Origin of the sequence: Leclercia adecarboxylata, assembly GCF_035787115.1 — a bacterium.
GTDB classification, from domain to species: domain Bacteria; phylum Pseudomonadota; class Gammaproteobacteria; order Enterobacterales; family Enterobacteriaceae; genus Enterobacter; species Enterobacter adecarboxylatus_E.
In genome coordinates this window covers 40,680-58,063 of sequence record NZ_JALKTL010000005.1, presented here as the reverse complement: position 1 = coordinate 58,063, position 17,384 = coordinate 40,680, and the positions used below count along the sequence as shown (strand labels likewise).

Annotated in this window: 15 protein-coding genes; 12 read left to right on the top strand and 3 right to left on the bottom strand. The window is 59.1% G+C overall.

Annotated features, from left to right (window positions below; all coding sequences use genetic code 11):
• Window positions 1–17 precede the first annotated feature (17 nt).
• The 3 genes from MXM41_RS16090 to MXM41_RS16080 all read left to right on the top strand — a co-directional run bounded on the left by MXM41_RS16090 (window position 18) and on the right by MXM41_RS16080 (window position 3,298).
• Complete coding sequence (locus MXM41_RS16090; RefSeq protein ID WP_325933054.1) at window positions 18–1,121, top strand: MBL fold metallo-hydrolase; 1,104 nt, start codon at window positions 18–20, stop codon at window positions 1,119–1,121.
• 32 nt (window positions 1,122–1,153) lie between these two features.
• Window positions 1,154–1,495 (top strand): RamA family antibiotic efflux transcriptional regulator, encoded by a 342-nt coding sequence (locus tag MXM41_RS16085; protein WP_325933053.1) that lies wholly within the window; start codon window positions 1,154–1,156, stop codon window positions 1,493–1,495.
• Between the two features lie 234 nt (window positions 1,496–1,729).
• Window positions 1,730–3,298, top strand: coding sequence for an alpha/beta hydrolase-fold protein (locus MXM41_RS16080; RefSeq protein WP_325933051.1), 1,569 nt, complete (start codon window positions 1,730–1,732; stop codon window positions 3,296–3,298).
• Here MXM41_RS16080 and MXM41_RS16075 read toward each other — a convergent pair.
• Window positions 3,284–3,532 (bottom strand): DUF1158 domain-containing protein, encoded by a 249-nt coding sequence (locus tag MXM41_RS16075; protein WP_325933050.1) that lies wholly within the window; start codon window positions 3,530–3,532, stop codon window positions 3,284–3,286. The two genes, MXM41_RS16080 and MXM41_RS16075, sit on opposite strands and share 15 nt — an antisense overlap.
• A gap of 492 nt (window positions 3,533–4,024) precedes the next feature.
• On the opposite strand from MXM41_RS16075, the gene MXM41_RS16070 reads away from it, so the two are divergent.
• The 3 genes from MXM41_RS16070 (at window position 4,025) to MXM41_RS16060 (ending at window position 11,404) form a co-directional block, all read left to right on the top strand.
• Complete coding sequence (locus tag MXM41_RS16070) at window positions 4,025–6,736, top strand: cation-transporting P-type ATPase (protein WP_418936798.1); 2,712 nt, start codon at window positions 4,025–4,027, stop codon at window positions 6,734–6,736.
• A gap of 462 nt (window positions 6,737–7,198) precedes the next feature.
• Complete coding sequence (locus MXM41_RS16065; RefSeq protein WP_325933048.1) at window positions 7,199–8,260, top strand: efflux RND transporter periplasmic adaptor subunit; 1,062 nt, start codon at window positions 7,199–7,201, stop codon at window positions 8,258–8,260.
• A 9-nt stretch (window positions 8,261–8,269) separates the two neighbouring features.
• Window positions 8,270–11,404 (top strand): efflux RND transporter permease subunit, encoded by a 3,135-nt coding sequence (locus MXM41_RS16060; RefSeq protein ID WP_325933047.1) that lies wholly within the window; start codon window positions 8,270–8,272, stop codon window positions 11,402–11,404.
• On the opposite strand, the gene MXM41_RS16055 is transcribed toward MXM41_RS16060, so the two are convergent.
• Window positions 11,355–12,476: a YbdK family carboxylate-amine ligase gene (locus MXM41_RS16055; protein ID WP_325933046.1), complete on the bottom strand. Its 1,122-nt coding sequence runs from the start codon at window positions 12,474–12,476 to the stop codon at window positions 11,355–11,357. The two genes, MXM41_RS16060 and MXM41_RS16055, sit on opposite strands and share 50 nt — an antisense overlap.
• A 144-nt stretch (window positions 12,477–12,620) precedes the next feature.
• Between MXM41_RS16055 and MXM41_RS16050 the strand changes: the two genes are divergently transcribed.
• From MXM41_RS16050 to MXM41_RS16025, 6 genes are all read left to right on the top strand, one after another.
• Window positions 12,621–12,866, top strand: coding sequence for a YmjA family protein (locus tag MXM41_RS16050; protein ID WP_325933045.1), 246 nt, complete (start codon window positions 12,621–12,623; stop codon window positions 12,864–12,866).
• A 94-nt stretch (window positions 12,867–12,960) separates the two neighbouring features.
• Entirely contained in the window at window positions 12,961–13,449 is a 489-nt protein-coding gene (locus tag MXM41_RS16045) for a cold-shock protein (protein WP_103178570.1), read from the top strand.
• Between the two features lie 190 nt (window positions 13,450–13,639).
• Window positions 13,640–14,353 carry a GNAT family protein gene (locus MXM41_RS16040; protein ID WP_325933044.1) on the top strand — a complete coding sequence of 238 codons (714 nt, stop codon included), beginning with the start codon at window positions 13,640–13,642 and terminating at the stop codon, window positions 14,351–14,353.
• 553 nt (window positions 14,354–14,906) lie between these two features.
• Window positions 14,907–15,116: a hypothetical protein gene (locus MXM41_RS16035; RefSeq protein ID WP_325933043.1), complete on the top strand. Its 210-nt coding sequence runs from the start codon at window positions 14,907–14,909 to the stop codon at window positions 15,114–15,116.
• Window positions 15,117–15,163: 47 nt separating this feature from the next.
• Window positions 15,164–15,379: a hypothetical protein gene (locus MXM41_RS16030; RefSeq protein WP_325933042.1), complete on the top strand. Its 216-nt coding sequence runs from the start codon at window positions 15,164–15,166 to the stop codon at window positions 15,377–15,379.
• A 246-nt stretch (window positions 15,380–15,625) separates the two neighbouring features.
• Complete coding sequence (locus MXM41_RS16025) at window positions 15,626–15,778, top strand: Hok/Gef family protein (protein WP_325933041.1); 153 nt, start codon at window positions 15,626–15,628, stop codon at window positions 15,776–15,778.
• A 96-nt stretch (window positions 15,779–15,874) separates the two neighbouring features.
• Here the strand turns inward: MXM41_RS16025 and MXM41_RS16020 are convergent, their stop codons facing one another.
• Complete coding sequence (locus MXM41_RS16020) at window positions 15,875–17,374, bottom strand: FGGY-family carbohydrate kinase (protein ID WP_325933040.1); 1,500 nt, start codon at window positions 17,372–17,374, stop codon at window positions 15,875–15,877.
• Window positions 17,375–17,384: the final 10 nt, after the last annotated feature.

Sequence of the window (17,384 nt, the reverse complement as noted above, 5' to 3'; positions counted from 1 at the left end):
CGAATTCGGGTCGGGATATGAAAAAGCGTTTCATTGTTAGCGTGGTGGTAATGATGATTATTGCATCCGCGGCGAGTTTGCCGTTTGTACTGAACGCCGGGTTCGGCCAGCCGCCACAGGGCGCGCAGCTGAGTGAGTTTGCCGCCTCGCCGCAGTATCGCGACGGGCAGTTTCACAACACCCTGCCGACCCCCGGCTTTACCGGCAATAAAAATATGCTGGCGGCATGGTGGGATTTTCTGGTGACGAAGCGTGAGAACGCGCGTCCGGCGCAGCCGCTGCCGCTGGTGAAAACCGATCTGGCACAGCTGCCGCGGGAAAAGGAGACGCTGGTCTGGCTCGGCCACTCCTCGTGGTATCTCCAGCTGGCGGGCAAACGCATCCTGATCGATCCGGTGTTCAGCAGTTATGCCGCACCTTTCTCCTTTCTCAACAAAGCCTTTGCCGGAGACTACCCCTGGCGTGCCGAGGAGATGCCCGATATCGATCTGCTGATCGTTTCGCACGATCACTACGATCATCTCGACTATGCCACCATCAAGGCGCTGAAGCCCAAAGTGAAACGCGTGGTCACCCCGCTCGGGGTGGGATCGCATCTGCGCTACTGGGGTATGGATCCGGCAATTATTGAGGAGCGGGACTGGGAGCAGTCGGTGCGTATCAGCGATGACCTGACCGTACATGTCCTGCCGGCGCGCCACTTCTCCGGCCGCGGGCTGAAGCGCAACCAGACCCTGTGGGGCAGCTTTATGTTTGTCACCCCGCAGAAAAAGGTGTTCTACAGCGGTGATTCCGGCTACGGCCCGCACTTTAGCGCCATCGGCCAGCGCTTCGGCAGCGTCGATCTGGCGATCATGGAGAACGGCCAGTACGACCAGGACTGGAAGTACATCCACATGCAGCCAGCCGAAACGGCGCAGGCGGCGGCGGATCTGAATGCCAGCGCGGTAGTACCGGGCCATTCCGGGCGCTTTGTGCTGGCAAAACACACCTGGAACGATCCACTGATCCAGCTTACGCAGGCCAGCAAAGATAAAAAGTATCGCCTGCTGACCCCGGAGATTGGTGAGCCGGTCAGGGTGGATGATGCCACGCAACAATTTCGCGCGTGGTGGGAATAATGTTAAATCGAAGAGCAGAGGGGGAGAGCAGCATGACAATTTCCGCTCAGGTTATCGACACTATCGTCGAGTGGATCGACGATAACCTTCATCAGCCGTTGCGTATTGATGAGATCGCCCGCCATGCGGGCTACTCAAAATGGCACTTACAGCGGCTGTTTATGCAGTATAAAGGTGAAAGTCTGGGACGTTATATACGTGAGCGTAAGCTGCTGCTGGCGGCGCGGGATCTGCGTGAATCGGATGAAAAGGTTTACGACATTTGCCTGCGTTATGGCTTTGACTCCCAGCAGACTTTCACCCGCGTGTTTACGCGCACCTTCAACCAGCCGCCTGGAGCCTATCGCAAAGAAAATCACAGTCGGGCACATTAAACACACTGCATGCAGGCCGGGTAAGGCGTAGCCGTCCCCGGCAATAACATTTTTCCCGTTATACCCACCGTCACCGTACGACCTCTCCCACAGAAGTACGCTGTATCGCTTGCCGTGCGGCAACGTACTGGATTTCCGCCGCAGCGAACTGCCAGGCCCGATCACAGATGATATTGCAAATTATTACCATTTGCATTAGCGTTGATGGCAAATTTCGTCGGGGAACACGCGGTAATGAAAAGGACATGGAGTGGATTGTTATTAGGAGTGGGAGCGCTGCCCGCCCTGGCGGCAACCTGTGAACAGTCGTCCCTGCAGGGAGAGGTACAGGGAAGGTTTGATGCCAGCGGTGAAGTCTGTTTTGTGCTGCCTTCACTCAGTGAAAACTATGTTTCTGCCACGCTGAACGGCGTGACCGATGCCCGCCTGCTGGACGAACAAAATCGCCGTATTCGCACCCTGATCGACAAGGGGCCCGCCGACGGTGAGCACCATCTTCTGTTTGCCCTGCCGGTGAGGCAGGGCAGCGCGCTGCTGCTGCACGGTGAAGCAGGTAAACCCTGGCGTTTTCAGTGGCGGATAAAAGAGACCTCTGCGTTACCGCGCGTGCAAATGCTGACGCCTGAAAGCCCGACGCTGCAGGCGCTGGCAAAATCGATTTCTGCCGGTGGGAGTACCGATGCGTTCTGGCAGGCGCAAATTCGGCAGGGAACGCCGATGGTGGAGCCGGTCGATGCGCGCCATAAGCGTGTCACCTTCCTGTGGCGCGGCGCGCGCGAAAACGTCTTTATCCTCGGTTCGCCGGCGGGCGATCACGATCCGCTGTTCCGTCTGGGCAAAAGCGACGTCTGGTTTCGCAGCTACGTCGTACCCGCCGATACGGTGATGCAGTACAAACTCGCGCCGGATGTGCCAGCGATCGACGGCTCTCCACGCGACAGGCGACGGGCGATCCTCGTCAGCGCCCAGGCCGATCCGCTCAATCCGGACACCTTTGGTAATCAGAAGGCGGATCGCTGGAACCGCTATTCGCTGCTTGATCTCAGCCCGGCTCGCTATTGCTCGATGCAGGCCACGACGCAGCCGCTGGTACAGGGCGCGCTGAGCCGCCAGAGGCTAAGCAGCAACATTCTGGGTAATACGCGTGAAGTGACGATCTACAGGCCGCGCAGTAGTCAGCCTGCACGCTGGACGTTAATCCTCTTCGACGGGCAGATCTATCAGGACGAGTACCATTTCGCCAACGTGCTGGATGGCCTGATTGCCCGCCATCATCTCCCGCCGGTTAACGTGGTATTTATCGACAGCCTCGATCATCCCCGACGCGGTAAAGAGCTGCCGCCGAACCCGGATTTTGCCGACTTTATGGCGCATGAACTGCTGCCCTGGTTGCGCGGGCAGGGGATAGCCATGCAGCGGCAGAAAACGGTGCTGGCGGGATCCAGCTACGGGGGGATTGCCTCTTCCTGGGTGGCGCTGCGCTATCCGCGTCTGTTTGGTAATGTGCTGAGCCTTTCCGGATCATACTGGTGGGCACCAGAAGGCGAAGCGCCCGGCTGGCTGACGCGTCAGTATCAGCAGTCTCCACAGTATCCGGTACGCTTCTGGCTCCAGGCCGGAAAATTCGAAACCACGGGGCCGGGCGGGGGGATCTACCGTACCACGCGGGATTTTGAACAGGTTCTGCAGCAGAAAGGCTATCGCGTCAGCTTTCATCCGTGGTCCAGCGGCCACGACTATGCGGCCTGGTGTGAAGCACTGATCCACGGCATGCGCGATTTCGCCGGCTTACGACGCCAGTGAAAACCAGCGGCGCCAGATGAAGCGCAGAACAAAGAATTCAATGGCGCCGAGCAGTAAAAACCACAGGCAGAAGATGATGGTATAAAGCTGATTGAGATCCATCAGATGGAAGGTGCTCATCAGCTTTTGCGCCACTACCAGCCCCAGCGACGGCGCAGGCAGCAGTAAAACGGAGATAAAGGCCATCAGCAAAATTCCGCCAGCCGTTAACAGCGATTCTAACGGGTGTTTCATGAGAATGTTAATCGTCAGTTAAAAATAACATTGTCATGGATAGGGCTTCGTAAAGCAATATCAACCGTCAACGGCGCACAGGATAAATAATCCTGCGTTAATACACTGAAATTTGCCTGCGAGAAAATAATTAATTCATTTAATCTGCACTAATGTAAATTACTGTCATCCTCCGGCAAATGCTTTTACAAAAGTATAGGTGCTCATTCCAATTAACGTCGCAATAACAATGGCAACGAAAATATATAACGCCAGGCGTCGTCCGCGATAAATTCCAAACATGGTTCCCTCTCGTTTAGTTTCGGTTTAGAAATAATTTGTAAAAATCGCCTTATTGAAATGAAACGTTATCTGTTGAATGCCGTCGACAGCAATAATAGTGCGATAAATTAATTTCCCTGACAACTTATTATTGTCGGCAGATTTATAAAAGCAGACATGGAATTCAGGCTTTTGCTCACCGCAATCTGAAGGAGCTGAAATATGACCAAAATGCATCACACCCAGACGCCACCACCCACCCAGGGCACTACGCCTGACCTCGCTTATCAGCAGACCGTAGAGCAGACGCTTGCCGCCCAGCAGAGCACGGCGGCGGGTCTGAGCCGCGCACAGGCGCAGGCGCGCCTGCAACAGCATGGCCCCAATGCCCTGCCGGAGAAAAAAGCCCGCCCGGCCTGGCTGCGTTTTCTGGCGCATTTTAACGATGTCTTAATTTATGTCCTGCTGGCCGCCGCGGTATTAACCGCAATAATGGGCCACTGGGTCGATACCCTGGTTATTCTGGGCGTGGCGGTTATTAATGCATTAATTGGTCATATTCAGGAAAGCAACGCCGAAAAATCACTGAACAGTATCCGAAATATGCTCGCCAGCGAGGCGCGCGTTATTCGTGACGGCGATCATGAAACAATACCCACAACTGAAATAGTCCCCGGGGATATTATTGTTTTACGGGCCGGGGATCGTATTCCGGCGGATATGCGTTTAATTGAGGCGCATAATTTACGCGTGGAAGAGGCGATTCTGACCGGTGAATCCACGGTAGTGGATAAACACACCCAGCCGCTGAGGGGTGAATTACCGTTGGGCGATCGCACCAATCTGGTGTTCTCCGGCACCACGGTGAGCGCAGGCGGCGGCATCGGGGTGGTGACCGCCACCGGTCAGGAGACCGAACTGGGCCACATTAACCAGATGATGGCCGGGATCGAAAAACACCGCACGCCGCTGCTGGTGCAGATGGACAAGCTCGGCAAGGCTATCTTCGGGCTGATCATGGCGATGATGGCCGCGCTGTTCGTCTTCAGCCTGCTGCTGCGCGACATGCCGCTCGGCGAGCTGCTGCTGTCGTTGATCAGCCTGGCGGTAGCGGCGGTACCGGAAGGGCTGCCTGCCATCATCTCAATTATCCTGTCGCTGGGCGTGCAGGCGATGGCCCGCAAGCGCGCCATTATCCGTAAACTGCCCACTGTCGAAACCCTGGGGGCGATGACCGTGGTCTGCTCGGATAAAACCGGCACCCTGACCATGAACGAGATGACCGTCAAGGCAATCATCACCGCCGACAGCTGCTACCGCGTTGAGGGTGACAGCTACGCCCCGCAAGGCAATATCTGCCTGGAGGGCAGCGATGAGCCGGTGAAAATCCAGCCGGGCACGGTACTGGAGCAGTACCTGCGCACTATCGACCTGTGTAACGACAGCCAGATGATTCAGGACGAGCGTGGCCTGTGGGGCATCACCGGCGGGCCGACCGAAGGCGCGCTGAAGGTGCTGGCCGCAAAAGCACGGCTGACCCCCGTTACCGCCACGCTTATCAACAAGATCCCGTTTGACTCGCAGTACAAATACATGAGCACCCACTACCGGATCGGTGGCGAGGAGCAGATCCTGATCACCGGCGCGCCGGACGTGATTTTCGCCCTCTGTGCGCAGCAGCAGTCCCGCAACGGCGCCGAAGCCTTTAACCGCACCTACTGGGAAGCCGAGATGGAGCGCTATGCCCGTCAGGGGCTGCGGATGGTGGCGGCGGCGTTCAAGCCAGCGAACGGGGAGCAGACGTTAACCCACGACGACCTCAGCCACGGCCTGATCTTCCTCGGCATCGCCGGGATGATGGATCCGCCGCGCCCGGAGGCGATCGACGCCATTCACGCCTGCCAGCAGGCAGGGATCCGCGTCAAGATGATCACTGGCGATCACCCGCAGACGGCGATGAGCATCGGCCAGATGCTGGGCATTGCCAACAGCGCCCAGGCGGTAACCGGCTATCAGCTTGAGCATATGGATGATGGCGAGCTGGCCAAAGCGGCGGTGGAGTACGATATCTTCGCCCGCACCAGCCCGGAGCATAAGCTGCGCCTGGTGAAAGCCCTGCAGGAGAAAGGCGAGATCGTCGGCATGACTGGCGACGGGGTAAACGATGCCCCGGCGCTGCGCCAGGCGGACGTCGGCATCGCGATGGGCATCAAGGGCACCGAAGTGACCAAAGAGGCGGCGGACATGGTCCTGACGGACGACAACTTCGCCACCATCGCCAGCGCGGTGAAAGAGGGGCGTCGCGTCTACGACAACCTGAAGAAGACCATTCTGTTCATCATGCCGACTAACCTCGCGCAGGGTCTGCTAATTGTGATTGCCCTGCTGGCGGGGAACATGATCCCGCTGACGCCGGTGCTGATTTTGTGGATGAACATGGCGACCTCCGCCACGCTCTCCTTCGGGCTGGCGTTTGAGGCCGCCGAGCGCAACATCATGAAGCGCCCGCCGCGTCAGACCGGGCAGCACGTGATGGATGCTTATGCCGTCTGGCGCGTGGCCTTTGTCGGCACCCTGATCGCCGTCGCCGCCTTTGCGCTGGAAGCCTGGCTGGCTCCGCGCGGCCACAGCGCCGAGTTCATCCGCACCGTACTGCTGCAGATGCTGGTCTGCGCCCAGTGGGTCTACATGATTAACTGCCGCAACACCGAAGGCTTCTCACTGAACCGCGGTCTGCTGGCGAACAAAGGGATCTGGCTGGTCACCGGCGTGCTGTTGCTGTTGCAGCTGGCGATTATCTACCTGCCGTTTATGCAGATGCTGTTCGGCACCGAAGCCCTGCCGCTGCGCTACTGGGGTGTGACTCTGGCGACTGCGGGCGCGATGTTCTTCATCGTCGAAATCGAGAAGCGACTGACTCGCCGGTTCCGTAAGGCTGTATAACAAAAACTAACCCCTCACCCTAACCCTCTCCCCATAGGGGAGAGGGAACCGCCCGGTTTTCTCCCTCGCTCCTGTGGAGAGGGAACCGCCCGGTTTTCTCCCTCGCTCCTGTGGAGAGGGAACCGCCCGGTTTTCTACCTCGCCCTATGGAGAGGGAAACGCCCGGTTTTCTACCTCACCCCTGTGGGGAGAGGGAAGCGCCCGGTTTTCTCCCTCGCTCCTGTGGGGAGAGGGAACCGCCCGGTTTTCTCCCTCGCCCCTTCGGGGAGAGGGAAGCGCCCGGTTTTCTCCCTCGCTCCTGTGGAGAGAGGGAACCGCCCGGTTTTCTCCCTCGCTCCTGTGGGGAGAGGGAAGCGCCCGGTTTTCTCCCTCGCTCCTGTGGGGAGAGGGAACCGCCCGGTTTTCTCCCTCGCCCCTTCGGGGAGAGGGCCGGGGTGAGGGGAAAAACACTGAGAGACTCCCATGAAATATCCACTCCTGTTCGCGCTACTCGTCTGCACCCTGAATTCCGCTTTCGCCGCCATTCCGGTGCGCGTCGCCACCGTTGAGCAAACCGCCCACGCCGCGGAGCGGCAAATCCCCGGCCGCGTGGAGGCCATTCACAGCGTTGAGCTACGGGCCCGCACCGAAGGTGTCATCACGCGGATCCACTTTCGTGACGGGCAGTACGTGAAAAAAGGCGACGTGCTGTTTGAACTGGACGATGCCGAGCCGCGTGCCGCCGTGCGTCTGGCGCAGGCGGAGGTAAAGAGCGCGGAAGCCACGCTGCGTCAGGCGCAGCAGCAGCTTTCACGCTTCGAGAGTCTGGGCAGCAATAACGCCATCAGCCGCCACGACGTGGACAACGCCCGGATGCAGCGCGACGTGGCCAGCGCCGCGCTGGAGCAGGCACGGGCCCGGCTTGAGGCCCGCAACCTGACCCTGACTTACACCCGCATCAGCTCGCCCATTGACGGGCGCGTGGGGCACAGCCCGTTCCACGCGGGCAGCCTGGTGAATCCCGCCAGCGGCGTGCTGGCCGACGTGGTGCAGCTTGATCCCATCCGCATCGCTTTTGCGCTGGAAGAGGGGGCGTTTGCCACCAAAGCCGGGCAACATGCGGATATCCACGCCATGAAGAGGGCCTGGCAGGCGCTGATCGACAGCAACGGCCAGCGCGTGCGCGGCGAACTCACCTCGGTGGACAACCGCATCGACCCGCGTACCGCCAGCGTGATGCTGCGCGCCGAATTTGCCAACCCGCGCCATCAGCTACTGCCCGGCGGCAACGTCAACCTGTATCTGCGCCCGGCAAGCCCCCAGCCTGTGCTGACGCTGCCTGCCGCGGCGGTTCAGCAGAACGGAGAGGGTTTTTTCGCCTGGGTGGTTAACGCCGACGGCAAAGCCGAAAAGCGTCAGCTCAGCATTGCCGGGCAGATCGGCCAGCTGATGCGCATTGCTTCCGGCGTCCAGGCCGGTGAGCGAGCCATCACTGACGGTGCGCAGCGCGTGCAGCCTGGCGCAGCCGTCCAGATACTCAATTAAGGAGCCCTCATGCTGACGTTTTTCATCAAGCGCCCGCGCTTCGCGATGGTGATTGCGCTGGTCATTACCCTGCTGGGTGCCATCGCGCTGAGAATGATTCCGGTGGAGCAGTACCCGCAGATCACGCCGCCGGTTGTCAATGTCAGTGCCTCATGGCCCGGCGCCAGCGCGGCTGACGTGGCACAGGCCATCGCCACGCCGCTGGAGACCCAGCTTAACGGCGTGGATCGTATGCTGTATATGGAATCCACCAGTTCCGACGAAGGCAGCTACAGCCTGAACATTACCTTTGCGGCGGGCACCGACCCGGATCTCGCCGCCATCGACGTGCAAAACCGCGTGGCGCAAGCCGTAGCGCAGCTGCCCACCGAGGCCCAGCAAAATGGCGTGCAGGTGCGCAAGCGTGCCACCAACCTGATGATGGGGGTAAGTCTTTACTCACCGAATAACACCCACACGCCGTTGTTTGTCAGCAACTACGCCAGCACCCAGGTGCGCGAGGCGCTGTCCCGCCTGCCGGGAGTCGGGCAGGTGCAAATGTTTGGCGCCCGGGACTACAGCATGCGCATCTGGCTGCGGCCGGATCGCATGAACGCCCTGAACGTCACCACCGACGACGTGGCTCAGGCGCTGCGCGAGCAGAACGTGCAGGGGGCGGCAGGCCAGGTCGGCACGCCGCCGGTGTTTAACGGCCAGCAGCAGACCCTGACCATCAACGGGCTGGGGCGCTTAAACCGGGCCGAAGACTTTGCCGGGATCATCATTCGCGCGGGGGAGATGGGCCAGCTGGTGCGCCTGAAGGATGTCGCCAGCATTGAGCTGGGCTCGCGCAGCTACAGCTCGGGCGCCCGGCTGAACGGGCATGATTCCGCCTATCTTGGCATTTATCCCACGCCGTCCGCCAACGCCCTGCGGGTGGCGGAATCGGTGCGTGCAGAGCTGGAGCGCCTTTCGACGCGCTTCCCGGACGATCTCACGTATGAGGTCAAATTCGATACCACCACTTTTGTCGCCGCCACTATTAAGGAGATCGGCGTCTCGCTGGCGCTGACCCTGCTGGCCGTCGTGGTGGTGGTCTCGCTGTTTCTGCAGAGCTGGCGCGCCACGCTGATTGTGACCCTCGCCATTCCGGTGTCGCTGGTGGGAACCTTTGCGGTGCTCTACGCGCTGGGCTATTCCGCCAACACGCTCAGCCTGTTCGCCATCATTCTGGCGCTGACCATGGTGGTGGATGACGCCATCGTCGTGGTGGAGAGCGTCGAGACGCTGATGGCGGAAGGGCTGAGCCGCACGGCGGCCACCGCGCTGGCGCTGCGCCAGATTGCCGGGCCGGTGATTGCCACTACCCTGGTGCTGCTGGCGGTGTTTGTGCCGGTGACGCTGCTGCCGGGGATTGTCGGGGAGCTGTACCGTCAGTTTGCGGTCACCCTCTCGACGGCTGTCACCCTCTCAAGCCTGGTGGCCCTGACCCTGACGCCCGCCCTGTGCGCCATGCTGTTGCGCCCGCGCCCTGAGCGTCCGGCAGCGTTCTTCCGCGGTTTCAACCGTGGTCTGAACGCCACGCGCAGTGTTTACACCCGTATCGTCAGCCTGGTTAACCTGCGCCCGTGGCTGGCGTTGCTGACGACCGCTGGCGCGGCTGCGGTGGTGGTATTCAGCTTTACCGCCATGCCCAAAGGCTTCCTGCCGCAGGAAGATCAGGGCTACTTCTTCGCCAGCGTCCAGCTGCCGGAAGCGGCCTCGCTGGCGCGTACCGAAGCGGTGATGGCGACGGCGCGGGGGCTGATCGCTAAAAATCCGGCGGTAGAGGATATCATTCAGGTTTCCGGGTTTAACCTTCTCAACGGCACCAGCGCCTCGAACGGCGGCTTTATCTCCGTGATGCTGAAAGACTGGCGCGAGCGACCGCCACTGGATGAAGTGATGGGGACGTTACAGCGTCAGCTGCTGGCCCTGCCGGAAGCGACCATCATGACCTTTGCGCCGCCGACGCTGCCAGGGTTGGGCAACGCCTCCGGCTTCGATCTGCGTATTCAGGCCCTGGCGGGGCAGAGTCCGGCGGAGCTGGAGCGCGTGACGCGTGAAGTCGTCATGAAAGCCAACCAGCATCCGCAGCTGAGCCGGGTGTTCACCACCTGGAGCAGCAACGTGCCGCAGCTGACGCTGACCGTGGATCGCGAGCGGGCCGCGCGGCTCGACGTGCCGGTTTCGCGCATCTTCAGCAGTCTGCAAACGGCCTTTGGCGGCACCCGCGGCGGGGATTTCAGCATCAACAACCGCGTGTATCACGTGGTCATGCAAAACGAGATGGCGTGGCGCGAGCGGGCGGAGCAGATCGGCGAGCTGTTCGTGCGCAGCAACAACGGTGAGCGGGTGCGCCTGAGCAACCTCGTCACCATCACCCCAACCGTCGGCGCGCCCTTTCTGCAGCAGTACAACCAGTTCCCGTCGGTGTCGGTAAGCGGTTCGGCGGCGGAAGGGGAGAGTAGCCGCACGGCGATGGCGGTGATGGAACAGCTTCTGGCGGAGCACCTGCCAGCCGGGTACGACTACGTCTGGAGCGGCATCTCGTATCAGGAGCAGCAGACCGGTAACCAGGCCGTCTGGATCGTACTGGCGGCGGTGGTTATGGCGTGGCTGTTCCTCGTCGCCCAGTATGAGAGCTGGACGCTTCCGGCAAGCGTGATGCTTTCGGTACTGTTTGCCCTCGGCGGAGCGCTGGTTTGGCTGTGGATAGCCGGATACGGCAACGATGTTTACGTGCAGATTGGCCTGGTCTTACTGATCGCCCTCGCCGCGAAAAATGCGATCCTGATCGTCGAGTTTGCCCGCGCGCGGCGCAATGAGGGGATGACGATTGTCGATGCGGCCCGCGACGGGGCCTCCCGCCGTTTCCGGGCGGTGATGATGACCGCCGTGTCGTTCATTATCGGCGTTTTACCGATGATGCTGGCGACCGGGGCGGGTGCCCAGAGCCGCCGAATCATTGGTACCACGGTGTTCAGCGGGATGCTGGTGGCCACCCTGGTAGGGGTTATCTTTATCCCGGCGCTGTTTGTCCTGTTCCAGCGCCTGCGGGAGTGGGGGCACCGGCTTACGGACCCGTCGCCCACACCTCGCAGTGTTTCTGCACCAGAGAAATAAGTGAGCCGCCGTCCGCGATAAAGTCTCGCATATGCTGTGCCTCGCTCTTGCCCTGCTTTAACCGCAGGGCAATTTCCTGGATTGCACTGGACGCCCCCAGCTTTTCGGCGGAGGGCGCCACGCGCTCCAGCAGCCAGGCGATATCTTCGGCGATAGTTTTCTGCTCCCCGGTATGGACGTCCGTCAGGATCCCCTCCAGCCCATAGCGGCAGGCCTGAAAGCGGTTAAAGCGATAGAGCAAAAAATCACGCTCCTGATGCTTATAAGGCCGGGTGGTCAGCAGCCAGTGGGCGGTGGCCTGAATCAGCCCGGTGATATTAATGGCATGGGCGAGGGTGAGCGGCGTATCCATTACCCGCACCTCCACGGTGCCAAAATGCGGGCTCGGGCGAATGTCCCAGTGCAGATCTTTAATGCTGTCGATCATGCTGGTGTGGCTCAGGCGGCGGAACAGTCCTTCAAACTCCTGCCAGCTGTTGACCCATGGCATCAGGCCGTTATCCGGGAAGCCGGAGAAAATATTGAGCCTTGATGAAGCGAACTTCGTATCGGTGCCCTGCATATAGGGTGAGGTGGCCGCCAGGGCGATAAAGTGCGGCACAAAGCGCGACAGCCCGTGCACCAGATAAATGGCGTCATCCCCGGTTCGACAGCCCACATGCACGTGCTGGCCGAACACCGTCGCCTGCAAAATCAGATAGCCAAAGCGCTCCAGCGTGGCGTTATAGCGTTCGTCCTCGCATACCTCCTGACGCTGCCACTTCTGAAACGGGTGCGTGCCGCCGCCGCAGATCTGGATATGGTGCTGCGCCGCCGCGCGCAGGATGCTCTGCTGCATGGCAGAAAACTGTGCTGCCGCCTGGTCGATGTTGTGACAGATGCCGGTGGCGATCTCCAGCATGCTTTCGGTGATATCGTGCTTTACTTCCCCGGCTTTGATGTCGTCTTTGACGGCGGTGATAAGCGCGGAAGAGTCCTGGCTCAGATCGTAGCCCGGCGGGTTAACCACCTGCAGTTCCAGTTCGATGCCGAGGGTGAAGGGGTCAGAGGAATGAAAGTCGGGTAAAGGCATGGCGCACTCCGTTGTCGTTGATGAGTTGAGTATAGACAACGGGTGAGGTTCCCCCTCAGCCTCAAGAGAAGGTTACTCCCGGGAAGGCAAAACCCTGTAAGAATGCTAAAATCCTGGCAATAACTGACACCCGGAGGACGCCCTATGAGCAACGACGTACCGATTAAATATTACGACATCGTGGATGAGTACACGACGGAAGCCGCCGAGCCGGTAGACGAGTCAGAGCGTGATTCGCTGGCGCTCTATTTCCAGCTGCTGATCGCTCGCCTGATGAACAACGAAGAGATCAGCGAAGCAGCGCAGACCGAGATGGCGGTGGAAGCGGGTATCAACGCCCAGCGCATTGATGATATCGCCAATTTTCTTAACCAGTGGGGCAATGAGTAGTTCTGCATTAAAGACGTGGTCTGCGCAGGCATTGTGCTTTACACTGCGCGCGGCAAAAATTGAGTGAGCAACGATTAATTAGGCGGTAACGGCGATGGCGATGAACGGAACAATCACAACCTGGTTTGCGGATAAGGGCTTTGGATTTATCAAAGATGAAAACGGCGATAACCGCTATTTTCATGTGATTAAGGTCGCCAACCCTGACCTGATTAAGAAAGATGCCGCGGTGACCTTTGAGCCCACCACCAACAACAAAGGCTTGTCAGCCTATGCGGTGAAGGTGATCCCGGAGAGCAAATACATCTATCTCGACGGCGAACGCCATAAAATCACCTCCATTAAGTCTTACCTGGTTTACAGCGAAGAAGAGCCCGCCGAAACCCGGATTGATAAAGAGAACGGTGTGCTGTCAGTAAAGAGCCTGATGGGCAATATTGCACCGAAATCAACGGCAAAAGCGGGCGAGATGCGCACGGTAAGAAAACTGGCTATCACCACCTTCCAGGGCAAAACCTTTATCTTCTCGGAAGATGAGATTGACCTGGACGCCACGGTGAAAATGCTTAAAAACCTGAAGTAATCTTCACCCTGCCGGGTGGCGCTAACGCTTACCCGGCTTCGAACCACAACGACGCCCCCCATCAGCGACCTTCTCTCCTCCGTCGCCATCCCTGAACAATCTAAAAAAATCAGCCTGCGCAACAGTAGTGTTATACAGATAATGCTGTATTGTGAAATAACAAACTGTTAACAAAAAAAGGGGTGTCAGCGTGCCGGAGATGAATATCTGGGGGCAGATGGTTAACGATCCTGTTCCCGGCTGGCAGGGAGCCAGCGTATTAGCGCCAGGAGTGCTGGAAGGGCGTTTTTGCCGCCTTGAACCGCTAGATGCGCAAAAGCATGCATGCGATCTGTTCGGGGCTTATGCGCTCGGCGACGACAGCGACTGGACCTGGCTTGCCAGCAATCAGCCGGCCAGCGTTGAAGAGACTGCCGGGTGGGTACAGGGCAAAGTGCAGGATAAAGGGCTGGTGCCTTTCGCGGTGATCGCGCGTCAGAGCGAGCGTGCTGTCGGGCTGGTCTGCTATATGGCCATTGAGCCGCAGCTGGGCTCGGTGGAGATAGGGCATGTCACCTGGTCGCGTAAAATGAAAAATAGCCCGCTGGGCACCGAAGCCGTCTGGCTGCTGCTGAAACATGGCTTTGAGCAGGGCTACCGTCGTATCGAATGGAAGTGCGATTCGATGAACATCGCCTCCCGCCGGGCCGCTGAACGGCTGGGGTTTACCTGGGAAGGGCGGCTGCGCCAGAAGCTGGTGCGTAAAGGCCGTAACCGCGACAGCGATATGCTTTCAATCATTGACGGCGAATGGCCGGACCGGGATGCGGCCCTGCGCGGCTGGCTGGCGGCGGACAATTTTGATGACCAGGGGCGACAAATCAGGCGCCTTGAGGCGTTTCACGCTCGCCCCGAAACGGCATGATAGTAAGCTTATCGCAGGCGCTTCTCTGAAGAGAGGTGCCTGCGGCGTGCCGTTTTCATTTGACTAATGTCAAACTTTTATAACTTATTTAATTGTCTTAACTATGCGATTTTGTCATTGTTTTTAAAAAGTTGTTACAGAAACATCTAATCATGCGGTAGTCTTAAAGATGTTAAATTTTACGATGGGTGCCGCAAGTCATTCTCGCTTCAGTTCATAACACACTTACCCTACGTTTCTTATCATGACCCCCTTCTCACTTTTGTAATGCTTTGGTACAGCATACAATTATGCTGATACAGGAAAGATTTCACACTGTCCAGACAATGAAGTCTTCATGATTAAGACTGGTTGTAAACATAAGTGTTTATAGTTATGCTTTTTATCATCAGACAGGATGATCACTTTCAACTGAAAAATACCTGTCATTAAGGTCTTGTTGATTTAACACTTATTCTACAAAAATCCTCTCCGATACAGAGTGTTGACTTGTTTTAGACAGACTTTCATATTTCAGGAAGTGAAATAACTGCATGCTTAAGACGGAGGGAGTGTGGACAAAATCAGAAGCTATCCATCAAAGCGCAGGCCGCGGGGAGAAAGTAAAAATGCCCGGTTAACCATGCTGAGCGCACGCATCGATGATGAACTTTGCGAATACGTTCAGGCTACGGCTTACGAAACGCGAAAAAGCAAACAGGACATTATCGCTGAGGCCTTGATGCTTCATCGGCAGCACCATCAGGTCAATCCCGGAGGCTGACGAATGCCCCAGTGTACAGGTTCGTCAAAAGAAAAAGATTTTACAGAATGACGGTTCTACGCGCCTGGCGTCTGCTGACCTGGGTTACGAGCCTCACGCTACTGTTAACCATGGCTGTCATGACAGGATCGATTTTGACGCTGGGACTGACGCAGGTTCTCTTTCCCGGTTCGCTGGAAACTCACATGACGTCACTGACGCACGCCGTACAGTTTGTGCTTCTGGCGTTTCTGCACTCTGCACCCGTGATGGTGTCGGTTTAACGTCTGAAAAGGCAAAATCTAAACGTTTTCTGAAAGAGAAACTTAACTGGCTAAATAACCAGTAAAAAGGCGGTTTTTTCACCCGCCCGAGCGTAGTATTGCGGCGGGTGCCTGATGCTTTCTGAGCTCAGGCTGGTGCGGAGATGCAGAAAGCAAAAGCCCCGGAGATGTTTCCATCAACCGGGGCTACCACTCCAAACCCAAACAATTTGGATGGTAGCCTCTTCTTAGCAAGGAGGCAATGACATGCTTAACAAGTACGCCTTTTGGGCGATCCTGGTGCTGGCTTTAACGGTGCTGGGCGTCACGTTTCTGGTTCGTGAGACGTTATGCGAACTGAGCGTTAAGGAGCGTGATGTGGAAGTGAAAGCTGTTCTCGCTTACGAAGTGAAGAGGTAGCGGTACGCGGGGAGCAATCCCCGCCTATCCGGTTGTCGGTTTGGTACAGGCACCCGTTTATTTGCCCCGTCTGGCTTACCCCCAGGCGGGGCATTTTTACATCCGTACCCGCTTAACCGTCGCCTGCCAGTCCTGCCAGCGGCTCTGCAACCGGGCGTGGCGCGCCATATCCGGTGTAAAGGTGACATGCTCCGGCAGATACTGGCGCAGCTGGGCGGTCGACAGGTTAAACAGCGCCTTACGGGCCAGCAGGGCGGCCCCCATCGCCGAGAGTTCCGCCACGTCGCTGCGCATTACCGGGCAGCCGAGAAGATCCGCCTGGTACTGCATCAGCCAGTCGTTTTTCGTCGGGCCGCCATCCACCATCAGCGCGTTCAGGGTGAAGCCCGGATGGGCGCGCATCGCCTGCACCACGTCGGCAATCTGATAGGCGATCGATTCCAGCGCCGCGCGGATCAGGTGCGCACGCTTCACGCCGCGGCTCAGGCCGTGGATCATCCCGCGGGCATTTTCGTCCCACCAGGGCGCGCCAAGGCCGGTCAGCGCCGGCACAAAATAGACCCCGAGGGTGGAGTCCACCGAGCGGGGGAGGGTGTTCAGCTCATGAGTCAGTTCCGCCTGCGACAGCTCGCTTAAGCCGGTGCTGTCCGCCATCCACGCCACCGCGTCGCCGGTATGGGGGATATTGCCCTCCAGCCCGTAGACCAGCGTCTCGCCGTCATGCCAGGCCACGGTGGTGGCCAGCGCGCTCACCTCGCTACGGGCGGAGGCCACCGGGGCCATCACCGACGAGCCGGTGCCGTAGGTTGCTTTCACGCAGCCTTCGGCGCCCAGACCGTGGGCAAAGAGCGCGGCGTGAGAATCACCGATCATCGCCATCATCGGCACTCCGTCAGGGATCGACGGGCAGCCGCGGGTATAACCAAACAGGCCGCTGGAGGGTTTAATCTGCGGCAGCGCCGCGCGCGGGATGCCAAACAGCGCCAGCATCTCCGGGTCCCAGTCGGCGCTGTGCAGGCTCATCAGCTGGGTGCGGGCGGCGTTGGCGTAGTCGCAGCTAAACGCCTGGCCCTGCGTCAGGTGCCACAGCAGCCAGCTGTCCACGGTACCAAGGCAGATCTCTCCCCGTGCCGCGCGCGCTGCGCCGTCGGGGGTGTTATCAAGCAGCCAGCGCATTTTAGAGGCAGAGAACAGCGGCGCGATGGGCAGGCCCGTTGCCGCTTTGATCTGCGGGCCGTGGCCCTGCTCACGCAGCTGGTGGCAAAAAGCCGCGGTGCGGGAACATTGCCAGCTCAGCGCCGGGGCAAGGGGGTTGCCGGTCGCCCGATCCCAGCCCACCAGGGTCTCACGCTGGTTGCTGATCGCCAGGGCAGCCACCCTCTGCGCCCCGACGGTGGCAATCGCCCGCGCCAGCACCTCAAGGGAGGCGTCCACCAGCAGATCAGCGGACTGCTCCACCCAGCCTTCGTACGGGGTCTGGATCGCCAGCGCCCGCGAGAAGCTCGCCACCACATGCCCGTTGGCATCCAGCGCCACCGCTTTGGCATTGGTGGTGCCCTCATCAAGGGCGATGATAATGTCCTTGTTCACCGACATAGCGGCCTCC